The sequence below is a fragment of the Paractinoplanes atraurantiacus genome, assembly GCF_900215205.1.
GTDB classification, from domain to species: domain Bacteria; phylum Actinomycetota; class Actinomycetes; order Mycobacteriales; family Micromonosporaceae; genus Actinoplanes; species Actinoplanes atraurantiacus.
Genome location: NZ_OBDY01000001.1, coordinates 12563 through 38186, shown reverse-complemented (window position 1 = coordinate 38186; position 25624 = coordinate 12563). Strand labels below are relative to the sequence as shown.

At 69.1% G+C, this 25624-nt stretch carries 23 protein-coding genes and 2 tRNA genes; 9 read left to right on the top strand and 16 right to left on the bottom strand.

Annotated elements, in window-relative coordinates:
• Window positions 1–136: 136 nt before the first annotated feature.
• Both CRP55_RS00180 and CRP55_RS00175 read right to left on the bottom strand, forming a co-directional pair.
• A complete protein-coding gene (locus tag CRP55_RS00180; protein ID WP_097317411.1) occupies window positions 137–1702 on the bottom strand; it encodes a DHA2 family efflux MFS transporter permease subunit in 1566 nt (521 codons plus the stop codon).
• Window positions 1703–1914: 212 nt separating this feature from the next.
• Complete coding sequence (locus CRP55_RS00175) at window positions 1915–4647, bottom strand: hypothetical protein (protein WP_143234341.1); 2733 nt, start codon at window positions 4645–4647, stop codon at window positions 1915–1917.
• Between the two features lie 77 nt (window positions 4648–4724).
• On the opposite strand from CRP55_RS00175, the gene CRP55_RS00170 reads away from it, so the two are divergent.
• A complete protein-coding gene (locus tag CRP55_RS00170) occupies window positions 4725–5189 on the top strand; it encodes a hypothetical protein (RefSeq protein WP_218853972.1) in 465 nt (154 codons plus the stop codon).
• Here CRP55_RS00170 and CRP55_RS00165 read toward each other — a convergent pair.
• Window positions 5117–7384 carry an ATP-binding protein gene (locus CRP55_RS00165; protein WP_342751498.1) on the bottom strand — a complete coding sequence of 756 codons (2268 nt, stop codon included), beginning with the start codon at window positions 7382–7384 and terminating at the stop codon, window positions 5117–5119. The two genes, CRP55_RS00170 and CRP55_RS00165, sit on opposite strands and share 73 nt — an antisense overlap.
• A gap of 165 nt (window positions 7385–7549) precedes the next feature.
• On the opposite strand from CRP55_RS00165, the gene CRP55_RS54265 reads away from it, so the two are divergent.
• Together CRP55_RS54265 and CRP55_RS00155 are read left to right on the top strand one after the other, a co-directional pair.
• Window positions 7550–8014 carry a carboxymuconolactone decarboxylase family protein gene (locus CRP55_RS54265; protein ID WP_097317408.1) on the top strand — a complete coding sequence of 155 codons (465 nt, stop codon included), beginning with the start codon at window positions 7550–7552 and terminating at the stop codon, window positions 8012–8014.
• Window positions 8011–8406 (top strand): iron chaperone, encoded by a 396-nt coding sequence (locus CRP55_RS00155; protein ID WP_097317407.1) that lies wholly within the window; start codon window positions 8011–8013, stop codon window positions 8404–8406. Before CRP55_RS54265 ends, CRP55_RS00155 begins: the two co-directional genes overlap by 4 nt.
• A gap of 40 nt (window positions 8407–8446) precedes the next feature.
• On the opposite strand, the gene CRP55_RS00150 is transcribed toward CRP55_RS00155, so the two are convergent.
• Window positions 8447–9082 (bottom strand): DUF4360 domain-containing protein, encoded by a 636-nt coding sequence (locus tag CRP55_RS00150; RefSeq protein ID WP_097317406.1) that lies wholly within the window; start codon window positions 9080–9082, stop codon window positions 8447–8449.
• 329 nt (window positions 9083–9411) lie between these two features.
• Between CRP55_RS00150 and CRP55_RS00145 the strand changes: the two genes are divergently transcribed.
• Complete coding sequence (locus tag CRP55_RS00145; protein WP_097317405.1) at window positions 9412–10047, top strand: DUF4360 domain-containing protein; 636 nt, start codon at window positions 9412–9414, stop codon at window positions 10045–10047.
• Here the strand turns inward: CRP55_RS00145 and CRP55_RS00140 are convergent, their stop codons facing one another.
• The 3 genes from CRP55_RS00140 to CRP55_RS00130 all read right to left on the bottom strand — a co-directional run bounded on the left by CRP55_RS00140 (window position 10048) and on the right by CRP55_RS00130 (window position 12920).
• Window positions 10048–11637 (bottom strand): caspase, EACC1-associated type, encoded by a 1590-nt coding sequence (locus tag CRP55_RS00140; RefSeq protein ID WP_179854954.1) that lies wholly within the window; start codon window positions 11635–11637, stop codon window positions 10048–10050.
• A 17-nt stretch (window positions 11638–11654) separates the two neighbouring features.
• Window positions 11655–11993 (bottom strand): effector-associated constant component EACC1, encoded by a 339-nt coding sequence (locus tag CRP55_RS00135; protein WP_097317403.1) that lies wholly within the window; start codon window positions 11991–11993, stop codon window positions 11655–11657.
• 207 nt (window positions 11994–12200) lie between these two features.
• Complete coding sequence (locus CRP55_RS00130; RefSeq protein ID WP_097318636.1) at window positions 12201–12920, bottom strand: ferric iron reductase; 720 nt, start codon at window positions 12918–12920, stop codon at window positions 12201–12203.
• A gap of 373 nt (window positions 12921–13293) precedes the next feature.
• Here CRP55_RS00130 and CRP55_RS00125 point away from each other — a divergent pair, with 373 nt between their 5' ends.
• Window positions 13294–14808 (top strand): peptide deformylase, encoded by a 1515-nt coding sequence (locus tag CRP55_RS00125; RefSeq protein ID WP_097317402.1) that lies wholly within the window; start codon window positions 13294–13296, stop codon window positions 14806–14808.
• On the opposite strand, the gene CRP55_RS00120 is transcribed toward CRP55_RS00125, so the two are convergent.
• Window positions 14805–15920, bottom strand: coding sequence for a globin domain-containing protein (locus CRP55_RS00120; RefSeq protein WP_097317401.1), 1116 nt, complete (start codon window positions 15918–15920; stop codon window positions 14805–14807). The two genes, CRP55_RS00125 and CRP55_RS00120, sit on opposite strands and share 4 nt — an antisense overlap.
• A gap of 138 nt (window positions 15921–16058) precedes the next feature.
• Here CRP55_RS00120 and CRP55_RS00115 point away from each other — a divergent pair, with 138 nt between their 5' ends.
• The gene (locus CRP55_RS00115; RefSeq protein ID WP_097317400.1) at window positions 16059–16823 is read left to right on the top strand and encodes a CPBP family intramembrane glutamic endopeptidase; all 765 of its coding nucleotides are present in this window, start codon (window positions 16059–16061) and stop codon (window positions 16821–16823) included.
• Here CRP55_RS00115 and CRP55_RS00110 read toward each other — a convergent pair.
• Entirely contained in the window at window positions 16810–17604 is a 795-nt protein-coding gene (locus CRP55_RS00110) for a hypothetical protein (RefSeq protein ID WP_097317399.1), read from the bottom strand. The genes CRP55_RS00115 and CRP55_RS00110 overlap by 14 nt on opposite strands.
• Before the next feature lie 1059 nt (window positions 17605–18663).
• On the opposite strand from CRP55_RS00110, the gene CRP55_RS00105 reads away from it, so the two are divergent.
• Together CRP55_RS00105 and CRP55_RS00100 are read left to right on the top strand one after the other, a co-directional pair.
• Window positions 18664–18753 (top strand) — tRNA-Ser (locus CRP55_RS00105).
• 41 nt (window positions 18754–18794) lie between these two features.
• Window positions 18795–18867: transfer RNA gene (locus tag CRP55_RS00100), tRNA-Arg, on the top strand.
• Window positions 18868–19260: 393 nt separating this feature from the next.
• Here CRP55_RS00100 and CRP55_RS00095 read toward each other — a convergent pair.
• Both CRP55_RS00095 and CRP55_RS00090 read right to left on the bottom strand, forming a co-directional pair.
• Window positions 19261–20154, bottom strand: a complete 894-nt coding sequence (locus tag CRP55_RS00095) for an Ig-like domain-containing protein (RefSeq protein WP_097317398.1) — start codon at window positions 20152–20154, stop codon at window positions 19261–19263.
• A 90-nt stretch (window positions 20155–20244) separates the two neighbouring features.
• Complete coding sequence (locus CRP55_RS00090) at window positions 20245–20811, bottom strand: TetR/AcrR family transcriptional regulator (RefSeq protein WP_245922703.1); 567 nt, start codon at window positions 20809–20811, stop codon at window positions 20245–20247.
• 129 nt (window positions 20812–20940) lie between these two features.
• Here CRP55_RS00090 and CRP55_RS00085 point away from each other — a divergent pair, with 129 nt between their 5' ends.
• Window positions 20941–21897 carry an alpha/beta hydrolase gene (locus CRP55_RS00085; RefSeq protein ID WP_097317396.1) on the top strand — a complete coding sequence of 319 codons (957 nt, stop codon included), beginning with the start codon at window positions 20941–20943 and terminating at the stop codon, window positions 21895–21897.
• 390 nt (window positions 21898–22287) lie between these two features.
• Here the strand turns inward: CRP55_RS00085 and CRP55_RS00075 are convergent, their stop codons facing one another.
• The 5 genes from CRP55_RS00075 to CRP55_RS00050 all read right to left on the bottom strand — a co-directional run bounded on the left by CRP55_RS00075 (window position 22288) and on the right by CRP55_RS00050 (window position 25624).
• Window positions 22288–23043, bottom strand: coding sequence for a hypothetical protein (locus tag CRP55_RS00075; protein ID WP_143234340.1), 756 nt, complete (start codon window positions 23041–23043; stop codon window positions 22288–22290).
• Complete coding sequence (locus CRP55_RS00070) at window positions 23040–23618, bottom strand: SigE family RNA polymerase sigma factor (protein ID WP_342751497.1); 579 nt, start codon at window positions 23616–23618, stop codon at window positions 23040–23042. Before CRP55_RS00070 ends, CRP55_RS00075 begins: the two co-directional genes overlap by 4 nt.
• A gap of 362 nt (window positions 23619–23980) precedes the next feature.
• Window positions 23981–24490, bottom strand: a complete 510-nt coding sequence (locus CRP55_RS00060) for a GAF domain-containing protein (RefSeq protein ID WP_097317393.1) — start codon at window positions 24488–24490, stop codon at window positions 23981–23983.
• Between the two features lie 26 nt (window positions 24491–24516).
• Window positions 24517–24780 carry a hypothetical protein gene (locus tag CRP55_RS00055; RefSeq protein ID WP_143234339.1) on the bottom strand — a complete coding sequence of 88 codons (264 nt, stop codon included), beginning with the start codon at window positions 24778–24780 and terminating at the stop codon, window positions 24517–24519.
• Between the two features lie 4 nt (window positions 24781–24784).
• The gene (locus CRP55_RS00050) at window positions 24785–25624 is read right to left on the bottom strand and encodes a response regulator (RefSeq protein WP_097317391.1); all 840 of its coding nucleotides are present in this window, start codon (window positions 25622–25624) and stop codon (window positions 24785–24787) included.

Genomic DNA, 25624 nt, shown 5'->3' with positions numbered 1-25624 from the left:
GGACGTTGATCCGTCGGAGATTATGGATCTCGAATGACGATCAATTCACTTTCAGGTAACGAACAGGCATTGCCGCAGGTAAAAGCATGGCCCCGCTTCGCTCAGCGAAACGGGGCCACGGCCTTCTTAACGATCCTTAATGGATCAGAACGGGCGGTTCGACAGCCCCTTCGCCGCTCTCGTCCTTGGCGATCCGCTTCTTCGGCAGGAAGGCGATCGGGATCAGCGTCGCCAGCGTCAGCAGGAAGCCCACCCAGAACGTGGTGGCGAACGAGTCGGCCGCCCACTGCAGGCCGCGCTGGAGGATCTCCGGCGGCAGCGGGATCTGGGCGCCCTGCTGCACGGCGATGGCCGCGCCGGCCTCGGTGATCGGCTCGCCGTTGTTCGGGTTGGTCAGGCCGGGGATCTCGGCCGAGCCGTTGAGCTGGCTGGTCAGGATCACCGACATGATCGCGGTGCCGATCGAGCCGCCGATCTGCTGGAGGATGTTGACCAACGTGGACCCGCGGGCCACCTCGGCGTGCGACAGCGTCCGCAGCGCCGACGTCATGATCGGCATCATCGTGCCGCCCATGCCGAGACCCATCACGAACAGCGAGCCGCACAGCAGCACGTACGACGTGTCGGTGCCGACCTGGGTGAAGGTGAAGAAGCCGGCCGCGATCAGCGCCATCGCGAACGGCACCGTGCGGCCCACCGGCACCTTGTCGGCCAGCATGCCGGCGATCGGCATGGTCAGCATCGCGCCCAGGCCCTGCGGGGCCATGAGCAGACCGGCGTTGAGCGTCGACTCACCGCGCACCTGCAGGAAGTAGCTCGGGAAGAGCAGGCCGGCGCCCATGAACGCGATGACGAAGACGAACAGCGAGATGGTCGCGATCGTCAGGCTGCGGTTGCGGAACAGCCGCAGGTCGAGCAGCGGGTGGCGCGGCTTGAACGAGTAGAGGACGAAGCCGATCACCAGGAGCGCGCCGACCAGCATGGGCACCCACACCTTGGCCGCGGTGATGGTGCCGGTCTCCGGGAGCGACGAGACGCCGTACAGGAAAAGCGCCAGACCCGGCGACAGCATGAGCATGCCGACGAAGTCGAAGGACTCCGAGGGGTGCGGCTCGTCCTTGGGCAGCACGACGTACGCGTAGACCAGCGCGATGGCGCCGATCGGAATGTTGATCAGGAAGACCCAGTGCCAGCTCGCGACGTCGATCAGCCAGCCGCCGAGGATCGGGCCGCCGATCGGGCCGAGCAGCATCGGCACGCCGAGCACGGCCATGAGCCGGCCGATCCGCTCCGGGCCGGCCGCCCGCGTCATGATCGTCATGCCGATCGGCATCAGCATGCCGCCGCCGAGGCCCTGCAGCACCCGGTAGCCGACCAGCTGCTCGATCGACCCCGCGGTCGCGCAGAGCGCCGAACCGAGCGTGAACAACAACAGCGCGAGCATGTAGAGCCGCTTGGTGCCGAACCGGTCGGCGGCCCAGCCGCTGAGCGGGATCACGGTGGCCAGGGCCAGCGTGTACCCCGTCATGGTCCACGCGACCTCGGCGTACGTCGCGTCGAACTCGGTCTGGAAGGTGGGCAGCGCGACGCTGACCACCGTGATGTCGAGAATCGACATGATCGCGCCGAGGACCACGACACCGGCGATCTTCAAGACGCTGGCGTCGAGTTTGTTGGGTGGCGCGGCGGCTTGTTCTGTCACGGAAAACTCCAGGGTTGGCTTCCGGCATCGACGCGCCCGCAGGTCAGAAGGGCCGCGCGCGCTCAGCAGACGGCGATAGTTGCATTACACACCGACCGCATGCATCAGGTTTTCAGCTTGTCAGCTTCCTTTTGAGCACATCGACCAATGGCTGAGGACCTGCGGAAACGTCCCTGCTCAGGGCATTGATCAACCTGAGAGCGTGTCGAACGTCACTTCGCCACGGTGACCGCTCTGGTGGTCGACCGGCCGTCGTTGTAGCCGGCCTTGCGGGCCACCACCGTGACCATGACCTTCTTGCCGCGCATGCCGGCGGTCAATTTGAGCGTACGGACGGAGCCGTTCTGGATGAGCTTGCCGTTCAGCCGCCACTCGTAGCGGTACGCGTCCGGCTTCAGGTTCCAGGCGCCGGGGTCGGCGGTCAGCGTGCGGCCCACCTTGGCGGTACCGGTGATCTTCGGGAGCCGGGCCGTCGGGGCGGGCGCGCGGCCCTTGGCCACGGCGGCGGTGGCGGCCGAGGTCGCCCGGTTCAGCGTGTATCCGGGACGGGCGGCGGCCACGACCACGGTGAGGCGCTTGCCGAGCAGCGAGGCCGGGATGACGTACGCGGCGCCGGTCGCCCCCTTGATCGCGACACCGTTCGCCATCCACTGATAGGCGTAGGCGGTCGGCGCCGGCGTCCACGTGCCGGTGGTGAGCCGGACCGTGCCGCCGACCGCGACCGTGCCGGTGATCGTGGGCGCCTTGGTCGCGCGCATGGCCGGCGCCGCGATGATCGTGAAGGCGGCGGCCCGCACGACCGGCGACTGCCCTGCCCCGTACGGCCGGATCGTGATCGTCGCCTTTCCGAGCGCCGCGCCGGCCAGGTTCACGTCGACGGTCGTGCTCTTGCCGTCGGCCGAGGTGCTCCGGACCGTGCCGGTGATCGGCTTGCCGCCGGCCGGCGTCACGTCGACGACGTCCTTGGCCCGGAGCTGGGTGCCGGTGACGGTCAGGGTCCGCACCGCGCCGGCAGCCACCGAGGCCGGCGCCACCGCGGTGACGGTGACGGCCGCGGGCGCGACGTCGAAGAAGTAACTCGCGATGGTCGACGCATAGCCCTTGGCGTCGTAGCTCCGGACGTTGATGAGGTGCCGTCCGGCCGCGGCCGGTGTCCAGGCCGGCGTGACCGCGGTGCCGTTGGCCAGAGCGGGCAGCTTCACGTAGCCCGTGCTGTCGATCGAGTACTCGTACCGCACCGTGCCCGGCAGCCGCGGGGTGAAGGTGAAGGCGCCGGGCGCGATCCGTCCCGAGCCGGGCGCCGGGAACTCGGCCGAGGTGATGCGGGGCGCGTCGGTGACCGTCCAGCCCGCCGCACCGAGGGTGGTCGCGGCGTGCGCGTTGTGGGCGACGAAGCCGACGGAGTGATAGCCGCGAACGGTCGGCGTGTACCGGAAGGTGACGCTGCCGTCGGCGGCCGGCGCGACGTCCTGCTCGACGGTCTCGGCCCCATTCACCTGCACAGTCCATTTCACGACCCCGGGCATCCGGGTACGCGCGGTGAGGGTGGCCGTCTCACCCGGCGCGTCACCGCCGGAACGGGTCACCGCCGGGATCGCCTCGTCCACCCGCACGGCCTGGTACCGCGGCACGGACAGGGTGCCGTCGGCGCTCCGGCTCTGAATCCGCAGCCCGTCCACGTTGCGGTCGGCGAGGGTGGGAATCCAGGTGATCTCGGCGGTTCCGTCGGCGCGGGCCGGGACGGTGACCTTCTGCACGGGCCGCGGGAACAGACCGCCGTCCTCGGGCCAATAGAGGTACGCCTCGACGTTCTCCGCGCGGGGCGCCGCCGCGAGCTTGACCGGCGTCCCCACGATCACGTCACCGGACGGGCCGGTGACGATCGGGCCGTCGTCGACCACGAAGGAGTAGTCCCGCGACGGCGACTTCGTGCCATCCCGGTCAATGCTCCGGACGGTCAAGGTCTGCTGTCCCGAACGGGTCGGCGCGATCATCACGGTCGCCTTGCCGGACGCGTCGGCCGGCGCTGTCCCGGACGGCCCACCTTGGTCGATGGACCACTCGAACGACGCCGTGCCGCCGGCGGTGCCGCTGAACTGGAACGCGCCCGGCTTGCCGACGGTGAAGTCCAGGTTCGGCCCGAACTCGGAATAGTCGGCCGAGAAGATCGACGGCCGGGTCTCCCGCACCGTGAACGCCTTCTCGGCGAACTGGGACAGGTTGCCCGCGCGATCGACCGCGTAGACGGTGATCGAGTGGTATCCCGCCACCTTCGGCGCCCAGGTGACGGTCAGCGGGGCTCCGAGCCGATCGGCGGCGGCGTCGACCCACACGGCCTCCTGCGACGCCTCGCCGGAGTAGAACCGGTACCGGTACGCGACGACGTCGTCGGTCGTCGGTGTGAAGACGAAGGTTCCGGAAACGCCGATGGCGCCCCGCAGGTCCACGTCCCCGTCCACATATTCGGGCGAGGTGACGACGGGTTCAGTCCCGCCGGTCCGGTCGACCGTGAAGTAGCAGGTGTCGCTCCACCCCGAGGCGCCCGAACCGTCCAGCAGGCGCACCCGCCAGGCGTACGTGACGCCGTCGAGCTGCTTTGAATAGTCCTCGAGCTGCACGTACGCGCCCTGGTCGCCGGCGACCGCGCCGCCCAGCCACTGCTGGCGCTCGTCCGGCTTCGCGACATCCCACACCTGGAAGTCGGCCTGCGCGTCCTCGCCCGCCTCGGCGACGGCCCCGGTCAGCACGACCGCCTGGGCGTCGTTGAGCCGCGCCGGGCTGAGGTAGGGCCCCGGGGCCTCGGCGGCGCAGCTCTGCCCCGCCGTCCGCAACCCGGTCGGCGCACCCGCCGCCGCCTGCGCCGGCCCGGCCCCCACGCCGACCGCCGTACCGCAGGCCAGCGCACTGACCGCCGCCGAAGCCACCCACCGACGAACGCCCACCATGGACCCTCTTCCCCCGTTGTGAAGATCGACATCATAGAACGCAACCGTCCCGACGCAACGCCCCGGATAATGCGCCCATGTCGATGCATGAGATCGAGGACCTCGTCCACCTCTCGGTGGTGGCGCTGGATCGGCACTATCCGGCCGAAGACGGGCGGGTCCGGGACTGGCTCGTGGCCCTGTACGAGTTCCAGCGCCGGTTCGACTGCTCGCACACGCAGGGCCGGGTCGAGGAAATCCTCATCCGGCGGAAGCACACGTACCACGCCGAGCCGCCCCGTGAGGTCAAGCTGATCGATCTGGCCGTGGCCGTGGCCGTGGCGGCCGAGGCGCAGGGCGACTCCGATCTGATCGCCGGCTGGTACGAGCTGGGCTATCAGACGCTGGTCGGTGGTGTGGTGTTCTCTGTCGACGAGCTGGCCGAGATGCCGGCGGTGGCGACGCTGCGCGAGATCGTCGCACGGACCGGCTACCGGCCGTCCGATGAGGAGCGAGACGACGAGCTCGAAGCCTGGTGGTACGCGGTCTCGGTCTCGGCGTAGCAGCGACGGCACTCACGTTCGAGCTGCACCTCGGCCAGCGGGGCCAGCAGCTCCAACGCCCGCCGATGGCTGTCCAGCGCCTCTTCGAACCGGCCCGTCATCCGCAGCACGACGCCGAGGTAGTTCAGGCACCATGCCTGGTTGTGCCGGAGATCGTGCTGCTCGGCGAGCGCGAGCGCCTCCCGTACGGGGAGCTCAGAAGCCGAAGCCACGCCCAGGGTGACCAAGCCGGTGATCCTCGCGGGCCCCTCGGCCCCCTCGATCGAGGATCGGGCCAGTTCGGCCGCCTCTTCCGGCCGCCCGAGACGCAGCGTCACCCACGCGTCGAAGGCCAGCGCCTGCGACAGCCCGCTGCGGTTGCCCGCTTTCCCGAACAGCGCCCGGGCCTGCCGAAAGTCCGCCTGCGCGGCCTCAAAATCTTCGAGATCCCGGTGTACGAGTCCCCGCCGCAACGCCAACCCCGCAGCCACCCCTTGATAGCGCACCGCGGCCGCCCCGCTTGCGCCCAGCCCCTCACCGCCCGGCGTGACTGCCTCACTCGCGGCCAGCGCTTCGATGATGGGCGTGGCCTCCTCGTACGCGGCCAGGGCCTCGGCCGGGCGGCCGGCCGCGGCGTGTGCCCAGCCGAGATCCGACAGCAGCGCGGCCCTTTGCTCGTCGCGCCCGAGCCGGCCGGCGGCCTCCGCGGCGGCGGCAAGCATGCGGATCTGATCGTCGGTGCCGCGATGGCGGAAGAACCACGGTCGCAAGGCCTGCGGCAGCCCGACGACGATCTCGTCCGCAGCCAGCCGCACGGCCGCGTCGAAGCAGGCGACCAGGTTGACGTATTCGAGGTCGAGCCACTGAAGGTCTTGCTCTTCCGCCTGGTTCAGATAGTGAACGAGCACCCGCATCACCGCGGCGTCGGCGCCGGGCTCGGCGGCGGCCAGGTCAGCCGCGTACTGGCGGATCAGATCGTGCATTCGATAACGGCCGGGCCTGACCTCCTGCACGAGGTGCGCGTCGACCAGCTCCTCCAGGGCGGCGTCGGTCGGACGGCCGATCAGCGCACCCGCCGCCGCGGCGTCGAAGTCGGTGCCGGGCAGCACGCCGAGCAGGCGAAACAGCCGGCGCTGATTGTCGTCGAGCTGCCTCAGTGACATGCCGAAGGCGGCGTCGAACCGGTTGGCGGTGTCGCGCAGCCGCTCAGCCAGCACAGCCACCGTCCATCCGGGACGGTGCCGGAGCCGAGCGCCGGCCATGCGCAGCGCCAGCGGCAGACCGCCACACTGCGCCAGCACCTGCCCGACCGCATCCCCCTCGGCACCGCCGCCATCACGGCCACCGCCGCTGCCGCCACCGTCACGGCCACCGCCGCTGCCGCCACCGTCACGGCCACCGCCGCTGCCGCCACTGCCGCTACTGCCGCTGCCGCCACCAATGCTGACGCTGAGGCCGGCTGCTCTTTCGAACAGGTCGGCTGCGGCCTCGTCGCTCAACGGCGGCAGTGACACCGGGGGCACGCCGTCCAGGCTGATCAGGCGGTTGCGGCTGGTGATCAGCACGGCGGATCGGCCGGCGCCGGGCAGTAGGGGGCGCACCTGGTCGGCGTCGACCGCGTTGTCGAGGACTACAAGGGCGCGCCGGCGGGAGAGCTCCGACCGCCAGAGTGCGGCCGCGTCCGCGGGGACGTGGGCGATGTCTAGCGCGTCGAGGAGGCGTACGAGCGCGGTCTGGGAATCTACAGGCTCTTGACCTGGGGTGAAGCCCTGAAGGTCCAGGTAGAGAGCACCGTCGGGGAACTTCGCGGCCAGCCGATGAGCCACGTGCACGGCCAGGCTGGTCTTGCCGACGCCGGCCATGCCGTCGACCGCCACGGTACCGGCGGTCCGCAGCAGTTCCTCGACCTGGGCCGCCTCGGCCTCGCGGCCGGTGAAGTCGAACAGGTCGGCCGGCAGGTCGTTGCGGCGCGGGGGCGGCGCGGCCTCCGTCTCGCCCGCGGCCGTCCACAGCGTCCGCAGCGGCCGCGGATCACGGCCGGCCACGCGGCAGAGCGCGACGACGGCCTCCCACGGCGGCACGAGCTGCCCGGTCAGATAGCGCGACAGCGACGAGCTGCTCAGCTCGGCCCGGCGAGCGAGAGCGCGCAGGCTGAGACCGCTCAGCTCCTTGATCGACGCGAGCTGGGCGACCAGCTTCTCCCGCGGCCCCGACACGCGCAACACCGTATCGTCCCGGCCCACGGTGACGGATCGCTTCGACGTTTGTCCAGCTCAGGCCGGTCCCAGCTGTCCCACGGTGTCCCACGGCAGGCGCGCCGCTCTTCGCCGAGATGGTCCTCTTACCGGCGTCAGCACGACACACCACGAAGGGAGGCGGCCATGGCGACCGAACGGATGCCGAACCCCACGGCCCTGATCCCGGAGGCCGCGGCGGCCCTGACGGCGATCGGCCAGGCGGTCGACGCCGTAGGACTGGACGACCGGCTGCTGGCCCTCATCCGCCGCCGCACCCGAGACGGCTGCCACGCCCGAGACTGTCGGCGCGCCCGAGACGGCTGCCACGCCCGAGACGGCTGCCACGCCCGAGACGGCTGCCACGCCCGAGAAGGCTGCCATGCCCGAGACGGCTGCCATGCCCGAGACGGCTCTTTCACCGAGGAGGAACGGGCCGCGCTGGCCCTGACCGAAGCGGTGATCGACCCCGGCCCCGACCCGGTGCCGGATCAGGTCTGGGACCGCGCGGCCAAGCATTTCGACCAGCGCGAGCTGGCCGCCCTCCTGCTCACGATCACCATCACGAACGCCCTAGATCACATCTCGTCAGCCATAAGGAGCAAGTCATGAGCAACTTCACGACCGCCGAGCGCGACGCCATCAAGGACCGGGCCAAGGAGCTCAAGCGGGGCGCCAAGGCCGACACCGAGCCCGACGTGCTGGCCAAGATCGCCGAGATGGCCGACGCCGACCGCGTCCAGGCCGAGCAGCTGCACGCCATCGTCCGGGCCAACGCGCCCGAGCTCACCCCCAAGCTCTGGTACGGCATGCCGGCCTACTACCGCAACGGCAAGATGATCTGCTTCTTCCAGAGCCGCGCCAAGTTCAAGACCCGCTACGCCACCCTCGGCTTCAGCGACAACGCGACCCTGGACGACGGCGACATGTGGCCGACGTACTTCGCCCTGCTCAAGATCGACGAGCAGAAGATCGCCACGCTTCTGGCGCGGGCCCTGGGCTGATCACGAGGCGGGAGCGGGCGACCGCTCCCGCCGCGTCAGATCAGCACTTCTTCCAGGCGACGTGGTAGACCGTTTCGATGTTGCCGTCGGTCGAGTCCATGGTCAGGAAACTGGTCGCCTTGGGACTGGACCAGCCGCGATTGACCCGAAGCTCGGTGTTGATGTTCAGGTAGCGCTCCTCGCCACAAGGCAGGAACGACAACGACTGGATGCCGACGCTGTCGCTGCGCACCCAGTCGCCGTCGGCCGGGCCGGTGAAGTCGTGGCGGATGCGGGTGGACTGTCGCTCGCCCTGGAAGTAGTAGTTCGCGCTCTCCGAGCCGGAGGCGCCCTTTTCCAGATGGACGAAACCGCGGTAGTCGGCGCTGGCGATGGCGTACGTGTAGCCCTGCGGAACGTGCACGTCCAGCGCGAGCTGACAGTTCTTGCGGAAGTCGGTGGGCTTGGTGTCCGGGCCCACCTGCGCGGTGAACTCGCTGTAGGTGACGGTGAACGCTTTGCTGTCCGGCGACACCGTGACCTCGGCGCTGCCCAGCGGGCAACCGGATCCGTTGGCGGCCGCCACGTCGATGACCATGTCGTCGGCCGGGCCGGGCGCGGGCGCGGCGTGTGCGGGCGCGCCGGTGGCAGCCAGCGCGGCGAGCAGGGTGGCTCCGGTGGCGAGTGCCTTCAGCATGCTGATCCTTCCCCCTGTGGGTTCGCGTCGTCGCGGGCGCCGCGGATCGGCAACCGCAATGTACCTTTTGCACGTTTGTGCAGGCAGAGGGAGGACGAGGAGGAACCCGGACTTTTCGGCCGACCAGATGAGTGGGTGGCCGCCCGTTCGGCTGACCCTGAATTGATCACACCGTCACTCGATGGCATTCGTCCACGTCGGCCGAACGGCCCCCGCGCGATCGGCTGACCAGCCGTGACCTGCGCATTTGCACTCGGCCGACCATCGCGCTTGGCAGGCTTCTCCTAGCGACATAAGCCGCAAAAGCCACCACGGGGAAAGGGATCACCATGCTGAAGGCACTCACCACCGGAGCCCTCCTGTTCACCTCGCTCATCGCGAGCGCAGCGCCGGCGCACGCCGCACCGAAGCCGGTTCCGAGCGACGACATGGTCATCGACGTAGCCGCCGCGAACGGCTCCGGCTGCCCTTGGGGCAGCGCCGACGTGACCGTCTCACCCGACAACAAGGCGTTCACCGTCACCTACAGCCAATTCACCGCGCAGACCGGCGCCGGCACGAAACCGACCGACTTCCGCAAGAACTGCCAGCTCGCCTTGAACGTGCATGTCCCGCAGGGCTACACCTTCGCGATCGCCGGGGCCGACTACCGCGGCTTCGCCCACTTGGAAAAGGGCGCTTCCGGGACGCAGAGTGCGAACTACTACTTCCAGGGCGAGCGACAGTCCACCCGCATCCGCCACAATTTCACCGGCCCGACCGACGGCGACTGGGTGCGCAGCGACAGCGTCGGCATCCAGTCGTTGTCGTTCCTGCGCTGCGGCGACCAGCGCTACCTCAACGTCAACACCGAGCTGCGGGTGAGCCGGGGCTGGTCCAATCCCAAGACGACCAGTTTCCTGACCATGGACTCGACCGACGGCAACATCGAGACCGTCTACCGCGTGGCCTGGAAGAAGTGCTGATCACGTCGTGACCCCGGCCTTACGCCAGTCGAACTTCGGGGGCCACAGCGTCTGACCGTCCGCCGTGGCCCCGGTGAACTTCGTGGTGGCGTCGATCTTGGCGATGCTCAGGTCGGCGCCTTCGAGGTGCGCGCCGCGGAGGTCGGCGCCTCTCAGGTCGGTGTAATAGAACTTCGTCCGGCGGTCCACGAGCGCCCTGAAGGTGGCTCGGCGCAGGTTCGCTCCCGCGAGAATCGTGTAGGAGAACTCGGCGCCGTCGAAGTTCGCGCCCTCGAACGAGACTCCCTTGCCGTTCATCTGCCACAGGTGGATGCCGGTGAGCGTCGCGTTCTCGAAACGGGCCTTGGTGACGTCGGCCCGATACAGCGAGGCCCACCCCAGATCGGCCGACCGGAAGTCGCCGATGAGCTTGGCCATGCGCAGGTCGACCTCGGCCATCTTCAGGTTCGGGCACGGCACGCCGCCCAGCTCGGTGACCGCGTCCTGAACGTCCGGCGCGCGGTAGTCGAGCGGGGGCAGCTTCGGGTCGTTGTACGGCTCGACCCGGGGGAAGGGCAGCAGGTCGACGACGAAGTTCTGAAGCGCCGCACACCCGGCCGGGCGGCTCGCCGCATCGTTACGCGCGAGCTCTCCGATGGCCGTGACGGTCGCGCGCCGCTCCGCGGTCGAATGGCTGCCGTCCAGCTGAGAGACCAGAGCCTGCATCGGCGCGACGGACGAGTCGGGTGAGTCGCGGACACGCCAGGGTCGCCAGATCAGCGTGACCACCGCGAGCAATGCCACCGCGGCAGCGGCGACTGCCGTCCACTGCCGCATCCGCCCGGCTCCCCGGCGCGGCTCGTCGGCGCCGGGCTCGGGAGGAGGAGTCCAGCGGTTCCGGACGATGGCGAGCCGGTGGCCATCGCCCCGGCTGCGCTGCTCCGGCGCCGGCTCACCGCGCGAGCCGATCCGGTCCGCGACCTGGCGGAAGAGAGTCTCCATGGTCAAAAACCGGGGACCATTGCGTACGCCGGAGCGGATCACGTCCAGCAGAGCGCCGGTGAAGACCGTGTACCTGGCGCCCGGGCGGACCAGTGCCCGCCGGGATTCGGTGGTCGCGGTCATCACGTAGGTGCCGTCGATCGCCGTCCGCCCGGCCACCTCCTCGATCAGGTCGGCCGGGCCCATGTCGGCCGCACCGCTGTAGCAGCAGTCGAGGATCACAACCTTGCCGGCGGCCCGGGCGTCCGGTGCCCGCAGGTCGTCGCGGATGTCGTCGAACCCGACCGTCCGATAGAGATTCCGCTGGTCACCGCTGGGCAGCACGAGCCGCAGTTCGCCGTTGGCGCCGCGCAGCCCGTGCCCCGCGAAGTAGACCAGCAGAGTTCCCGAGGTCGCGGTCGATGCCCGGTGCACGGCGTCGAGAACCTCGTCGACGCTCCTGGGGTTGAGCACGACGTCGCAGTTGGCCCGCGGCAGTCCCCACACCTCGGGGTCGATCAGCAGTGCGGCCAGGTCCCTCACGTTGTTCGCGACCGCCGGGAGGGGATGCATCCGGCTGTAGTCGCTGACCCCGATGAGGACGGCCCGGGACTTCCGGGGGTCCGGCATCGCCGCTTCTTCGGGGCTCATATGTGCTCTTCAGGCCCCTCTTCTGGGCGAAGGAACTCCTCGATCTCGGCCGCCGTGCTCTCGGTGACACCCTGGATCTCGAGCTTCGCCCCGTCGGGCCGGGTGATGATCAGCCGTTCCGGATCGGGCCGGTTGTGCAGGAAAGCCGCCACCGACATGGCCAGGCTCGCGATCGCCTCGATGTGAGTCAGCACGACGTCGATGTCGAACCCGCCCAGCTCGGTCGGATCCGCCGGTCCCGGCGACACCACGCCGGCCAACTCCCGGTCGGCCGACAACCACGCGTACAAGGCGTCGATCGCCGCGTCGTCCGAAGAAGAAATCTGCGCCTGCAACTCGGCCCTCCACACTCGACCAGGGGGAACAAGCTACTTCTGCCCCGTGATCGCTGGAAGTAATCGTTCGGGTGCTCAGCGCCGCCGTGATGGCCGATGGAAGAAGCGCGAGTGGGCAGGACAGCCCGGCAGCCGCGTGAGGAGGGAGACCAACGACGGCCCGGGCTTGTCGAAGCGGAGCTCTTTCGCCGATCCGTACGAAATGGGTCAGCTCTTGATGCAGCAGCCCTGGCAAACCTTGGGTTTGGGCAGTGTGAAAGCCAGGCAGCAGGTCTTGCGCTGGACCTCGAGCTTGCCGTTGGGGCCGGGGACCAGGTCGATCAGGCCGTCGACGCCGAGGGTGCGGTGGAGCAGTGCGATGTTGTCGGCGGACGGGCCGGGGATGACGTCGGCCGAGCGGAGGATGGCCTGGGCGACGCCCGAGCTCAGGGAGCCGAGCAGGGTGCGCTTGCCGAGGCGGACCCGGTCGTGGATGGCGTCCAGCAGCGGGGTCAGGTGGTTGTCGAGCAGCGCGGCCCGGAACTCGGCGAGCAAGGCCTCCTCGTCGGCCACGACCCGGATCTGCGGGAGGCCGGCGACGGCGATCGGGTCGCCGGGAAGGACCGCGATGGGCGTGTCGGCGCGCAGGCCGAGGGTCACCAGCGGGCGTTCGTCGTTGAAGTGGACGAGGACGTTGTCGCCGGTGAGCAGCGGGACGCGGCGGGCCGAGGCCCAGCCGAGCACGGCCGGAAGGGCCAGCCAGTACGTGTACGCCTTCCACGCCAGGGCGGCGGCGGCGTGCGGCTGGGCGTTCCAGCGGCGGCGGGCCGAGTCGAGGAGGGTGTCGAGATTTTCGGTGGCGAGAGTGGCGGCGGGGGCCCAGCCGGACGGGTCGGCGACGACCAGATCGGGGGCGAGGCCGGGGATCTCGGTGCTCGTGCCGAACATGGCACGAAGGGTCGCGGTCACCGGGGCGAGGGGTCGTGGTTTGGTGACGGTGCGTGTCACTCGGTGGAGCGCTGTGGTCACCGGGCGCTGCCCGTCCGCGGCGACTTCTGGGGAGTTGCCACCGCATTCACCTCGCTAAATCGAGTGGGCAGAGTCAGGCCGAAACGGCCCCGTCATGACGACCCACCGTACACCTCTAAGGGTAGGCTAACCAAGCCGATCTTTCGGACTAATACCCACAGCAAGGGTGACCTAACGTTCGGCGCCCATGTAGCCGGATTCGTCAAGGTATCTGTCGGCAACGCGCTAGTAGCGCGATGCGGACACGCGCGGCGGCGACACTGAAATTCTCGTCGCGAAGGGGACATCGATGATGACCACCTCGCCCGTCGAGCGGGCCGCTGACCAATTCGTTACGGCGTTGGCGCACTGGCGGGTCGAGCGCGGGATGAGCAAGAAGCAGCTCGCCGCGCGTATGGGCTTCGACCCGTCGTACGTGAGCCACGTCGAAGGGCGGCGGCACAAGCCGACCGAGGACTTCGCCCGGCGGGCCGAGGCGGTGCTCGGCGCCGGCGGGGCCATCTGGGAACGCTTCCAGGAGTACGACCAGCTGCGCCACGCGCGCAGCACGGCGCTGCACCGCGACCCGCCCGTGCCCGTGCAGTGGCTTCCGCCCGGCACCGGCCTGATCGTCGAGCGGGAGGTCGCCGAGCTCACGTACGTGGACGGCACCTATCGCTGCCGAGTGCGCCGGGCCCTCTACAACGCGGGCTCCGAGCCGGTCACGCGCTACCTGGTGAAGATCGCCGTGGACCGCTACCCGAACGACCCCACCGGTTCCAACCGGCACCACCGCGAGCACCCGCTCTCGTTCGACGAGATGGCGCTGGTCGCCTGCGCCGGCGAGGGCGACGCCATCGAGCCGATGCAGTGGCGGGTCAAGCTCGACCGGGACGCCTCGAAAGAGGTCTGGCTGCTGTTCGCGAACGAGCGCGGCCAGTTCGCCCTCTACCCGGGCGAGCGGACCACGATCGAGTACGCGTACACGGTCGGCGTCGAGAAATGGGGCCAGTGGTTCCAGCGGGCGGTCCGGCTGCCCACCCGGCGGCTGACCGTGCGGCTCGACTTCCCGGTGGCGTTCGACCCGCAGGTCTGGGGCGTCGAGACGTCCCTGGCGGCCGAGGTGCCGGTGCGGACCCCGATGGAGCGGCACGACGAGGGCGATCGCGCCGTCTTCGAGTGGTCGACCGACGCGCCGCAGCTCAACGCCCGCTACCGGCTGGAGTGGCGGTTCCGGGGGGCCAACGCGCCGTCCTACCCGGCGACGGCCCCAGGCAACATCAGCAACGGCCGCGGCCACAGCCCGGCCCGCGACCTCGGCATCGTGCAGCGCGGGTCGGAGCTGCTGCGGCAGCGGGCCCGGCATTTCCAGCTGCCGCGCGAGGAGGTCGAGGCCCACGAGACGGTCGACGCGCTGCTGAGCGCGCTGACCCGGCTCGAGCAGGTGCACGACTTCAGCAAGGGGGTCGGGCTGTCGGCGCCGCAGATCGGGCGTTCGGTGGCGGTCGCGGTCGTGCGGCCGGCCGACGGCGCGTCGGAGCCGATGGTGCTGATCAACCCGCGGGTGGTCGGTGAGACGACCGACCGCGACGAGCAGTACGAGGGGTGCCTCTCGTTCTTCGACTACCGAGGGCTGGTCAAGCGGCCGCTGCGCATCGACGTGGAGCACGCCCGGTACGACGGCACGCGGGTGATCACCACCTTCGAGCGGGCGATGGCCCGGCTCGTCGCCCACGAGATCGACCACCTGGAGGGCCGGCTCTACGTCGACCGGATGAACGCGGAGTCGAACCTCGTGCCCGACTACCAGCGCCCGTGGGCCTATTAAGCCATCTCGCTGAAGCTGTCGTACTTGATGCGGATCGAGGGGACCTGCTGCTCGGCCAGGGTCTTGAGGGTGGCCTTGACCATGGGACCGGAGCCGGAGACGAAGAAGTCGTGCTCGTTCCACGGGCCGTACCGGGCCACGACGTCGGAGATCTGGCCCTGCTCGCCCGGGAAGGTCGGGTCGTCGCTGCACGCGGTCACCACCGAGAGCCAGGGATAGCGGGCGGCGAGCCGGTTGAGGTCGGGCAGGTCGTAGAGGTCCTCGCGGTTGCGGGCGCCGAAGAAGACATGCACCCAGCGGGTGCGGTTGTACCGGGTCAGCTCCTCGAGCAGTGACTTGATCGGGGCCAGCCCGGTGCCGCCGGCGATGAAGACGGTGTCGCGGGTCGAGCGGCGATCCAGGGTCATCGAGCCCATCGGCGCGGCCAGCCGGATCATGTCGCCGACCTCGAGGCGCCGCACGAGCGCGCTGGAGACCCAGCCGGCGCCGACCGCCCGTACGTGGAACTCGATCGTGTTGTCCCGGCGGGGCGCGTTCGCCACGGAGTAGGTGCGCCACAGCCGGGGCTGTATTCGGGGGCATTCGACGCTGACGTACTGGCCGGCCCGGAACTCCAGGGGCTGCAGTGGCTGGACGGTGAAAACCGCGATGTCCTGGGCTCGGCGCTCGTGGGCGACCACCTCGGCGTACCAGTAGGGCGGGTTGGTGTCGGCCTCGGCGCCGCTGAGCATCTTCGAGGCGATGACCGCGTACGCGTCCGCCCAGGCCTGGTCGTACTCGACACTCCAGCTCTCACCGGCGTACTGCCGCATCGCCTCGATCAAAGCTCCACCCACCACCTCGTAGTGCTCCGGTTCCACGTGGAACTTCCGGTGATCGCGGCCGAGGCCGCGCAGGTACGAATCGAACTTCTCCGGATCCTCGAGCGTCTGCACCGCGGTGACGATCGCGCCGAGCAGCCGGGAACGCTGCATGTCCATGTGGACCGGGAAGAGATCCCTCAACTCCGGGTGCGACAGGAACATCCGCGCGTAGAAGTAGCCGGCGACCTTTTCCTGATGCTCCTCGATGAGGCTCCAGCTCTCCTTGAGCATTCGTCCGAGGTCTCCCATGAATTCAGGGTGGTCACAACAGTCGGATAGGCGACGCACGGAACGTGCGACTCATCTCCATTCATGCCGTGACCCTTGACCGGAAAAGTCCGTTTGGGTGGTGCCTGGCATCCTCGAACGAGTGAGTAGTTTTATCGCGTGACCCTTGATCAGCGGGCCGACCGCAAGCTCCTGACCGGCGAGATCATCATTGTTCTGCTGCTGTCGCTGGGCCAGAGCGCGGTCTACGCGGTGGTCTCGCTCATCGCGAAGCTGACCGCCGGCAAGCCGCTGTCCTCGCAGGCGGCCGTGCTGAACGCGTCGCAGTCGGCCCGGCCCTATCTCGACCTGACCTATCAGCTGCTCGGCATCTTCTTCGATCTGATTCCGGTCGCGCTGGCGCTTTATCTCCTGCTTCGGGACCATATTTCCGTACGCCGGACGCTCGGCCTCGGTTTTGATCGGCCGGCCTTCGACACGGGCTGGGGTTTCGGGCTGGCCGCGCTGATCGGCATCCCCGGCCTCGGTCTGGTCTATGTGGCCTCGGTGCTCGGCCTGAACGCGCAGATCGTGCCGGCCGCCCTCCAGCCGGTGTGGTGGGCGGTGCCGGTGCTGATCCTGTCGGCCGCCCAGAACGCCATCCTGGAAGAGGTCATCGTCGTCGGCTACCTGATGACCAGGCTGCGCCAACTCCAGTACTCCACGGTCTGGATCGTCGTGTGCTCGGCGGTGCTCCGCGGTTCGTACCACCTGTATCAAGGTTTTGGCGCTTTTGTCGGCAACGCCGTGATGGGCGTGATCTTCGCGCTCTTCTTCCTGCGCTACAAGCGGGTGATGCCGTTGATCGTCGCGCACACGTTGTTGGACGTGGTCGCGTTCGTCGGCTACACCCTGCTGCCCGACTCGTGGCTCAGTTGGATTTAAGCGATTTGTAGTACTTGGCAGCCCTCGCCGCGGTCGCATTCGCCGAGGCGGTGTTGGCCAGGAAGGCCGCGAGCAGACTCGTCCCCGGGAACCGCCGGTTGACGACCTTCACGACCGCCCAGGCCGCGGTCTGCGCCGCCACAAAGCCGGCGAGACGCCAGAGCGGTTCCTTCGAGTCGTACGCAGGCCGGCGCGCCTCAGCAAGCGCATCAACCGCGTCGCCCTTGGTGGCGTGCACCCGCCCGATCACCAGAAGGTCCGCGGCCCGCTCCTCGTCCGTCGGATCGAGACCGTGCGCCGCCGCGATGTGAAGCGCCAGCTCGGCATCGGTGAGCGCGGCCGCACCGACAAGAGCCACCGGCGCGTAGGACCCGGCCACCGCCCCCATGATCCCGGTCAGACTCCCGAACCGGGTGAACTGCCGCGTAGCCAGCCGAACAAGAGCATCAGTCCCCGCCGCCGGATAGGCCTCCCGAGTCCGGGCCGCCCATTCCTGAGCCCGCGGCCCCAGCGTCTGCACGGCCGCAATGGCCAAAAGCTCAGGCGCCCGAGCCGGATCAGCGATGAGCCCCGCCCAAGGATCAGTTCTTTCAACCTGCTTCTTGGGTACGACCTCAGCCCGCACCGACGCGGAAGGAGTCACCGCAACCTCGTTCTCATCCCGCACGGGATGGGCCGGCTCGTTCCACACGGTGGCGGCCGGCGCTTGACGCACGCCCTCCCCGGAGGCCGCCGCCGGCACGGCTGGGGCCGGCTCCTGCGGAATCAGCTCTTCCTGCACGTGCTGAACCGACTCTCGCGGCGCCGCCTTGGCACGATCACTCGAGGCCGCAGCGCCCTTGGGCGCCCGAGGCCGACGCGCCCGCGGCGCAACCACCTTCTCAGCCCCCGTATCCGACTTCTCGGCGCCCGTTTCCGCCTTCGCCGCTTCAGCCGGCGCCGCTTCCGCTGGGCCAGTTCCCCCAGCCGCCGGCTTCTCCGCCGAAGTCACTTCCGTCACCGGCGACTCCTCAACGGCAGCCACTTCTGTCACCCCAGGCTTCCCGCCCGGGGTCACTTCCGTCTTTTCAGCCGGGGCCACTTCCGTCGACCTCGCCAACTCGGCCTTCGCAGCGGCCGGCTCCCGTCCAGAGGTCGCTTCCGCCGCCGGCGCCTGGGGCGCCTGCTTCTCAGCCCCCGCTTCCGGCGCTGCCGACTTCCGAGCCCTCACCCCGCCCGACGACGCAGCCGTGGGTGCTTCCGCACTCGCCGCCGCGGCGGTTTCGGCAGTCGCCCCGGCCGCGGGCGGCGGAACTGCCGGCGCCGATGCCGCGGCGGTTTCGGCAGTCGCCTCGGCCGCGGGCGGCGGAACTGCCGGCGTCGGCGCGGGCCGCGGCGAGCGCGCCTTGCGCGGTGTGGCCTTGCGCACAGGAGGCTGCTCCTGGGGCTCCCCCTCGTCGCGGGGAGCAGCGGTGCGCTTACCCCTCGTACGCGGAGAGCTCTTTGCCGGCGGCCGCCCAGCCCCCTCAGCCGACGCCGACCCCCCAGACGGGTGATCTTCGGCACTGGGAGGCTGGAACGTGACCGGCGGCGCCGCCTTGGCGGCCCGGCGAGGAGCCCGCTCCGCAGGTTTTTCCTGCGCCCCCGGTTCCCCGGTCGCGCTGAACGGTGACCGCGGGCTGCGCGCTCGCGGCGACCGGCGAGGCTCATTGGGCGGGTTCTCCTCCATGCCGTGGGAGCCTAGCCCTAACGAGCACATTTCACCTGTTGGCAACCGGTACGACCCGCCCGGCCCGGCCCTCTTTGTGCGCCTCCCCACCGGTCCGGTACTCTCAAGCGTCGGTAGCCCTGCGGCTACCGGGGAGACTTCGCCTAGTCTGGTCTATGGCGCCGCACTGCTAATGCGGTTTGGGTTAACCGCCCATCCCGGGTTCGAATCCCGGAGTCTCCGCGTGTGAGGCCGGTGTGTATGCTGGTCGAGCACCAAGGCAAGCGCCCGTAGCTCAATGGATAGAGCATCTGACTACGGATCAGAAGGTTAGGGGTTCGAGTCCCTTCGGGCGCACTTGTTCGAGATGGGCCTGAATCGCGGAAACGCGGTTCGGGCCCATTTTGCTGTCCGACCTCCGTGGACAGTGAGAGTAAGTGGCACATGATCGTCATCACTTTCCGTAACGATGCGCGTCTTCGCTGGAAAGTGATTGTTCTTGGACGCGCCCGGCGGGCCGGTTCTTCGCCGCCTTCCGCTTGATCCGCTGACGGGTAGGGCCGGACCGAGCCAGGACGAGGGCGACGGTGGCGTCGGCGCAGCGCGGTGCCACGACTCAGATCTCTCGCCTGCGGCGCGGCAGCGACGCCAGGCCTCCGACGCGCACGTTCTTGACCGACATCGCGGGCATCGGGGTCGCGTTGTCGGCGGCCCCGCCCGCGGGAGACCGGCGCCGTTCCGGTGCGCCAGTCACCGATGCCAGGTGCGTGCTGCCGTTGTTGTCGCGTTGCCCGCCTTGTCGTACGCGCGTAGTTGGATCTTGAATTTCTGCTTGCCGTATTTCCTGGTGTTGAGCGTGAAGCTGTACGGCGCGGTGCTGTCGGCGGCGAGCACTCTGCCGTTGACGAGTAGCTGCACCTTGGCGATGCCGTAGCGATCGGTCGCGGCGGCCTTGATGACGACCGAGTCCTTCACCTTGGCGCCGTTCGCCGGCGCGGAGGCGAACTTCAGGGTCGGCGTGCGGTTGTCGGAAGTGACGGTCTGGGTGACGTAGCCGGCATTGCCCCAGACGTCAGTGACATACCACCTCAGGGTCTGTGGGCCCTCGGCGCCGAGCGGGAATCGGCCGGTGAACGGCGCAACCGTGTCCGTCACGTTCGGGCCGCTGACCAACAACGCGCCTCCCACCACGCTGCGGTCCTTGAGAGCCACCGTGGCGGTACGCAGCTGGCCGCGCAGCAGCGTGCTCGATGCCGGGCTGAAGGCGGTCGCCTTGGGCGCCTCAGCGTCGACGGTTACCGGGAAGGTGGTCACCGAGTGGTTGCCGGCCAGGTCCCAGGCCCAGACCTCGATGGTCGTGGTGCGTTGCCTGGCACCGAAGTCATAGTGCAGGTATTGCTCTTGCGAGCGCTGCGCGCCGTCGACGAACCAGGTGTACCGGTCGACGCCGGACGGGTCGGTCGCGTCCGCGGTGATGCTCTGGAAGCCCTTGCCGATGACGTTCGGCACGGTGGCCAACGGCCACAGCACAGACACCACCGGTCCCTGGCTGTCGACCGTCTCGTCGGCGAACGCGGGTGCCGCCGAGGTGCCCAGAAGTGAAGTGATGAGCGCCGCCGCGGCGGCAACTCGACGAATGTCCAAAAAGTGCTCCCCCGGCGGAGTGATCGTCGGCGGATCTTAGCGTCTTCGGTCGATTGCAGGGCACCGTCAGGATCCGGCGCGGCCTTGCTGTCACAGTCCGTTGCGGAGCGCGGTGAAGAGCCTCTGGAGGCGAGCGAGATGGTCTTCGGCCGTCGTGGGCTGGCCGGCGATGCAGCGTCGCGCGTTTTCGGTCAGCACTGTGGTGTAGCCGGCCACGAAGAATGCGGCGAGCAGGTCGCTGTCGCCTCGGAAGCGTGGATCACGGTCGAGCTCCTCGGCCAAAGCCTGCTGAAGTTCGGCGGCAAGTTCCCGAGCTCGCGCGATCAGGGGTGCGGAAGCGGCCACTGTGCGGAAGAACGGGGCGGACCTGCCGTCCAGGCCCGACAGGCCGTGCCGATCGTCGGCGAGCTGGGACGTCAGATCGTGCAGCGACGTCAGTGCGTCGATGTCGGCTGGACGCTCGCGAACGGCGGACCGCAGCAGCTGCACGGCGTCGTCGACCCGGTCGAGGAGCAGGTCTTCCTTACGAGGGAAGTGCTTGAACACGGTCACGCTGGAGACGCCCGCTTCGCGCGCCACATCGGCGACCGTGACGGCATCGAATCCGCGGTCCAGGAACAACCGAGTCGCGACCTCGGAGATTCGAGCGCGTGTCAACGGCCCACCCCGTGTATCCGTGCGTGCCATGTCACCTCCTCCGCGATCCAGCCGATCTTAGCTATGTTGTGTCACTAAGTTTAGTCAGTTAACCTAAGGCTCCTGCCACCGACTAAAAGGAGACATGGCATGCCGCGCCCACCATTCGACCCCGAGCTGGAAGCCGTCCTGGCCGCGTTGCACCAGAGGGGGTCCTTTTCCTTGACTACCGAGATGCTTCCGCGGATGCGGCAACTGGAGATCACGGAGGAAGAGCTTGACGAGCGTCTGCGCAGCCGGGGCCTGGAACGCCAGACCGTGACCGTTCCCGGTCATCAGGGCGACCCCGTCAAGCTGGCGATCATCCAGCGCGCAGGACGCACCGGTCCGGCGGCATGCTTCTACACCGTGCACGGCGGGGGCATGATGTTCGGCCACTACCTGGGCAACCTCGACTCGTACGACGACTGGCTGCTGACCCACGACGTGGTTCTGGTGAGCGTCGACTACCGCCTCGCGCCGGAGTACCCCGACCCCTACCCGGTCGAGGACTGTTATGCCGGACTGGCGTGGACCGCAGCACACGCGGACAGCCTCGGCATTGATCCGGCCCGCATCGTCCTGGTCGGCCAGAGCGCCGGCGGTGGCCTCGCCGCAGGAACCGCCCTGCTGGCCCGGGACCGTCAAGGCCCCCGCCTGTTCGGGCAGATCCTCATCTCCCCGATGCTCGACGACAGTGACTCCACCGTCTCGACCCGGCAGATCGACGGAGTCGGTGTCGCCGACCGCGCCATGACCAGGTTCGGGTGGAACGCCTACCTCGGCGACCGGCGTGGCGGGGGCGACGTCACCATCTACGCGGCACCGGCGCGGGCGACCGACCTCACGGGGCTCCCTCCGACCTACATCGACTGCGGCAGTGCCGAGGTGTTCCGGGACGAGACGGTGGCCTATGCCAGCCGGCTCTGGGAAGCCGGCGTCAACGCCGAACTCCACGTCTGGCCGGGCGCCTTCCACGGCTTCACCAGCATGGCGCCGCAAGCGGCGCTCTCCCGGAACGCCATCGCGGCCCTGGCGGATTGGACCAGCCGGCTCCTCGCCGCGTGAAGATTTACACGCCGATCAGGGTCGGCGCACTTTGTCGATCTCGATGGTGAGCAGGACGCGCTCCAGCGTGCCGTCACCGAAGCCGGGGGTAAGTGCGGCCGATGCACTTCCGGGACAACTCGTCTCTTCGTCGTTGTAAAAGCGGTCGATGACTGTCTCGTCCGGCGGGTCGCCGGGCAATTCCGCGTGGCGCAGACCGGCCAGGGCGACCGCGAGAGCGCGGCGCCACAGGCCGGGGCGAAGGTGCGTGAGGCGGCCATGACGCTGCCCACCATGACGTGCACGGCGGCCTCCAGGAGATCCTGCCGTTGCGGAAAACGCCGGTAGATCGTGCCCATCCCGGCGACGGGGGAGCAGCCGTCGACGCGGCCGGGATTGACGGACCGAAACCTACTTCTGGCCGGTCTTGGGGTTGTCGGTCTGTGCGGCGTACCCCTTCTCGGCCTTGGCGACGGCTTCGGCAGTGAGGTTGATGCCGCCGGCGACCTTGATCATCTGTTCTTTGGTCAGGCCGGTGCGGGCGTCGAACTGGACGGTGAGGTAGACGTGGGGCGACTGGACCACGAAGATCTGGGTCGCTTCCACGGTGACCCCCTCGTCCGGAGTGCCCTCGTCGGTGTGGATGTACCGCAGTGCGGCCGGCTTGCCGTTGATCGTCAGTTTTTCGTCACCGTCGGGTTCGACCGTGAAGTCCTTGTTCTGCAGATAGACCGCGATCTTGCCGGTGTACACCGTGGGATCGGACAGGTACGGCTTGGCCGGGTCGGGAGACTTGGCCTGCTCCGGAGCGATGACCAGCTCGTACTCGTTCTGGCCCTGGATGAAGAATCCCTGCGGCACCGTGTCGATGGTGAACAGACGGGGCTGCTCTCCGGTGTAACTGACGAGCTCGACACCGGCGGTCGCGCCGTTCGCGCTCCGCGCCGCGGCGGGCGGGTTCTCGGTGTTGCCGCCGATCAGCCCGGGCCCCAGCGACAGCGCAGCCGCGACGGCCGCGACAGTGAGCGCCGACCCGGCGGCCACCCGGACAAGCCGGTTGCGCCGGACGGCGCGGCGTCCGCGAGCCAGGTCGTCCTCGATGACGCCGGCCGGCGTCTCGTCGGCGGGACCGGCCAGGTGCTGCAGGCGGCTGTGAAGATCCATCATCGGATGAGTTCCTGTTCCTTGGATCGGGCGTTCGGGGCAGGCGGGTTACGTGGTGCCGCGGGCTGGTCCAGCGCCACCCGCAGCTTGTCGAGAGCTCGGGCGGTCTGGCTCTTGACCGTTCCGGTCGAGCAGCCCAGGGCCGCCGCTGTTTCGGCGACGTCCAGCTCATGGAAGAAGCGCAGAATGACCGCGGCGCGCATCCGCCGCGGCAACTCACTCAGTGCGCGGGACAGCTCCGGATCCAGGCCGGCCGGCGCCGACTGCGCCTCGGCGCGGTCAGGCAGCCGATCGGACGGGCGCTCGAATCGCCACCACGATCGACGACGTTCCCGCACAAAAACGTTGACCAGCACCCGGCGCAGGTAGCCGTCCGGATTGTCCGCCCGCCGGAACGCCGCCCAGGAGACGTAGAGCTTCGTCAGCGCCGTCTGCACGAGATCTTCGGCCAGGTGCGGATCGCCGGCCGTCAGCAGCCGCGCGGTCTGCAGCAGCCACTCGCGCCGATCGGCCACGAATTCGTGGAACTGCTCGTCCCGCTCGGAGCCGCCCGAGCTGCTGTCCTGTTTCACACCCACCCTGACCCCTCGGCACGCCTGAAGGTTGCATCAGGCCGGGACCGAGGGGAAAAGCTCAGCGGGAGATCGATCACCGCCGGCCCAGGGGTTGTTCGGCGGCGGCCCTGACGGCTCATCTCGATGTTCCTCTTTCAGATCTTGCTCCGCGTCTGACCCGCCGGGCGGGGACGGCGATCCTCGGCGTGTGGGGCTCCGACGATCGCTCGTGGTGTGACACCGCGCTGCCGGTGGTCAGCGAACTGGTGACCAACGCGGTGGAGCACGGCGGCGGCTCGGTGGCGCTGGACGTCGAGGCGCACGAGCGACAGGTCGTCTTGTCGGTCGCTGACGGATCGTCGGTGATTCCTCGCCCGCGCGAGCCGTCAACCAGCCGGGCGTCGGCGGTGTTGTTCCAGCACCGCCACGACTTCCTGGGCGCTGCCGCGCAGTTCCTCCATCTCCGCCTCGGTGTATGTCCGCTCGGCCAGGCCGACCACGCAATGCGTGCCCACCACCTCATCGTCGATCACCAACGGCATTCCCGCGTAACTGCGGGCCCCGTCGACCACGACCAGCGGATTCGTCCGGTGTACGGGATGTCCGGCGAGATCGGGGTAGGTGTGCGCCCGGCCCGACGCGACCACCTCGGTGCAGAACGACCACTCGGCCGGGGTGCCCCGCACCTCCTCGACCCACGGCGGGAGCCCGTAGGAGCCCACGAAGAACTGGGTGATGTGTGAGAGCAGAGTGACCAGGCTGACCGGCGCGTCGAGCCGACGGGCGGTGCGCTCGGCCAGACGGTCGAGTTGTCGCCGCAGTTCCGGGTCGTCGAAGTCGATGCCGGCCACGACCTCGAGCCGCCGGCGCTGCGCCAGAGAGGCTGAGGGTTCCACGCGGTGCTCCTGACTTCTCGATGGCGTCACTGCGCGGAATGGGCCCGAGCCAGTTGGTCATGTGCCGCGATCCGCACTTGCAGGCTGCGCGCGCACAGCCGGATCAGCGGTTCCGCGGTCGCCATGACGGCGAGGACCCGGTCGAGCGCCGCGGCCGAGCTCTCCTCACCGCTCAGGCCGGCCGTGAACAGCAGGGTTCGCCAGATGTCTTCGGTGTGCGGCCCGTACATTCCGTGCAGGGCGCAATGCGCTTCCTGCAACGTCGGGCGCGCCAGTTGATAGGGGGACATGCCTCTATGATTGGACGATTTCTTGTACGGACGCGGTCCGCGCCAGAAGCCTGTTCAGGGTGTCCTTGTCGAAGGCGGCCGGCGTACGGTCCATGACGTTGACGGCTCCGACGATGTGCCCGGCGGCATCGCGCAGGGGGACTCCGGCGTACGAACGCACCTTGGTGACGGTGGCGAGCGGCGTACCGGCGAAAGCCTGGTCCTCACCGAGGTCGTCGATCAGGATTCCCTCGCCCTCGCGGACGACGCGCGTGCACGGCGCCCACTCGGCCGGTATGCCGCCGGCCTGCTCGATCCAGCCGCCCAGGCCGTACGCCCCGCAGACGGCGACCGCGTCGATCAGCACCATGTTGACGGCGGCCATGGCCGCGCCGGCCTCGGTGGCCACCTGCTCGGCGAGCTCGTTGAGGCGCCCGGCGATGCGGTCGGTGTGCAGGTCCAGCAGCCGCGCGACGGCCCGTACGCGATCGAGGTCGTGCAGTGTCTCGTTGGGCTCCTGCCGGAGCAGATCCTGGACGACCATGCGGAAGTGGGCCAGTGGCACCGGTTTGGCGAGCACGACGTTGCAGTAGAGCAGCGCGGTGGGCGGCGCGGACGCGCTGACCATCAGCAGCGGGAGCGAGGACGTGGCCGGGTCGGCGCGAAGCTGCTGCGCGACCTGCAACCCGGTCATCTCGGGCATGTAATGATCGAGGACGCTCAGATCGGGCCGCAGGTCGGCGATGCGCTCCAGCGCGGTCGGACCGTCCGGTGCCGTGTGCACCGTATGACCCGCGGATGTGAGTACGTCGGCAAAGAGCGCCGCGACGTCCGGTTCGTCGTCGGCCACCAGGATCATCGCCAT

Coding starts and splice junctions, on each gene's coding strand:
- CRP55_RS00175 (WP_143234341.1), bottom strand. CDS start 4,647: ATGGTGGGCGTTCGTCGGTGGGTGGCTTCGGCGGCGGTCAGTGCGCTG.
- CRP55_RS00170 (WP_218853972.1), top strand. CDS start 4,725: ATGTCGATGCATGAGATCGAGGACCTCGTCCACCTCTCGGTGGTGGCG.
- CRP55_RS54265 (WP_097317408.1), top strand. CDS start 7,550: ATGGCGACCGAACGGATGCCGAACCCCACGGCCCTGATCCCGGAGGCC.
- CRP55_RS00155 (WP_097317407.1), top strand. CDS start 8,011: ATGAGCAACTTCACGACCGCCGAGCGCGACGCCATCAAGGACCGGGCC.
- CRP55_RS00150 (WP_097317406.1), bottom strand. CDS start 9,082: ATGCTGAAGGCACTCGCCACCGGAGCCACCCTGCTCGCCGCGCTGGCT.
- CRP55_RS00145 (WP_097317405.1), top strand. CDS start 9,412: ATGCTGAAGGCACTCACCACCGGAGCCCTCCTGTTCACCTCGCTCATC.
- CRP55_RS00140 (WP_179854954.1), bottom strand. CDS start 11,637: ATGCCGGACCCCCGGAAGTCCCGGGCCGTCCTCATCGGGGTCAGCGAC.
- CRP55_RS00130 (WP_097318636.1), bottom strand. CDS start 12,920: ATGTTCGGCACGAGCACCGAGATCCCCGGCCTCGCCCCCGATCTGGTC.
- CRP55_RS00125 (WP_097317402.1), top strand. CDS start 13,294: ATGACCACCTCGCCCGTCGAGCGGGCCGCTGACCAATTCGTTACGGCG.
- CRP55_RS00120 (WP_097317401.1), bottom strand. CDS start 15,920: ATGGGAGACCTCGGACGAATGCTCAAGGAGAGCTGGAGCCTCATCGAG.
- CRP55_RS00085 (WP_097317396.1), top strand. CDS start 20,941: ATGCCGCGCCCACCATTCGACCCCGAGCTGGAAGCCGTCCTGGCCGCG.
- CRP55_RS00075 (WP_143234340.1), bottom strand. CDS start 23,043: ATGATGGATCTTCACAGCCGCCTGCAGCACCTGGCCGGTCCCGCCGAC.
- CRP55_RS00055 (WP_143234339.1), bottom strand. CDS start 24,780: ATGTCCCCCTATCAACTGGCGCGCCCGACGTTGCAGGAAGCGCATTGC.
- CRP55_RS00050 (WP_097317391.1), bottom strand. CDS start 25,624: ATGGCGATGATCCTGGTGGCCGACGACGAACCGGACGTCGCGGCGCTC.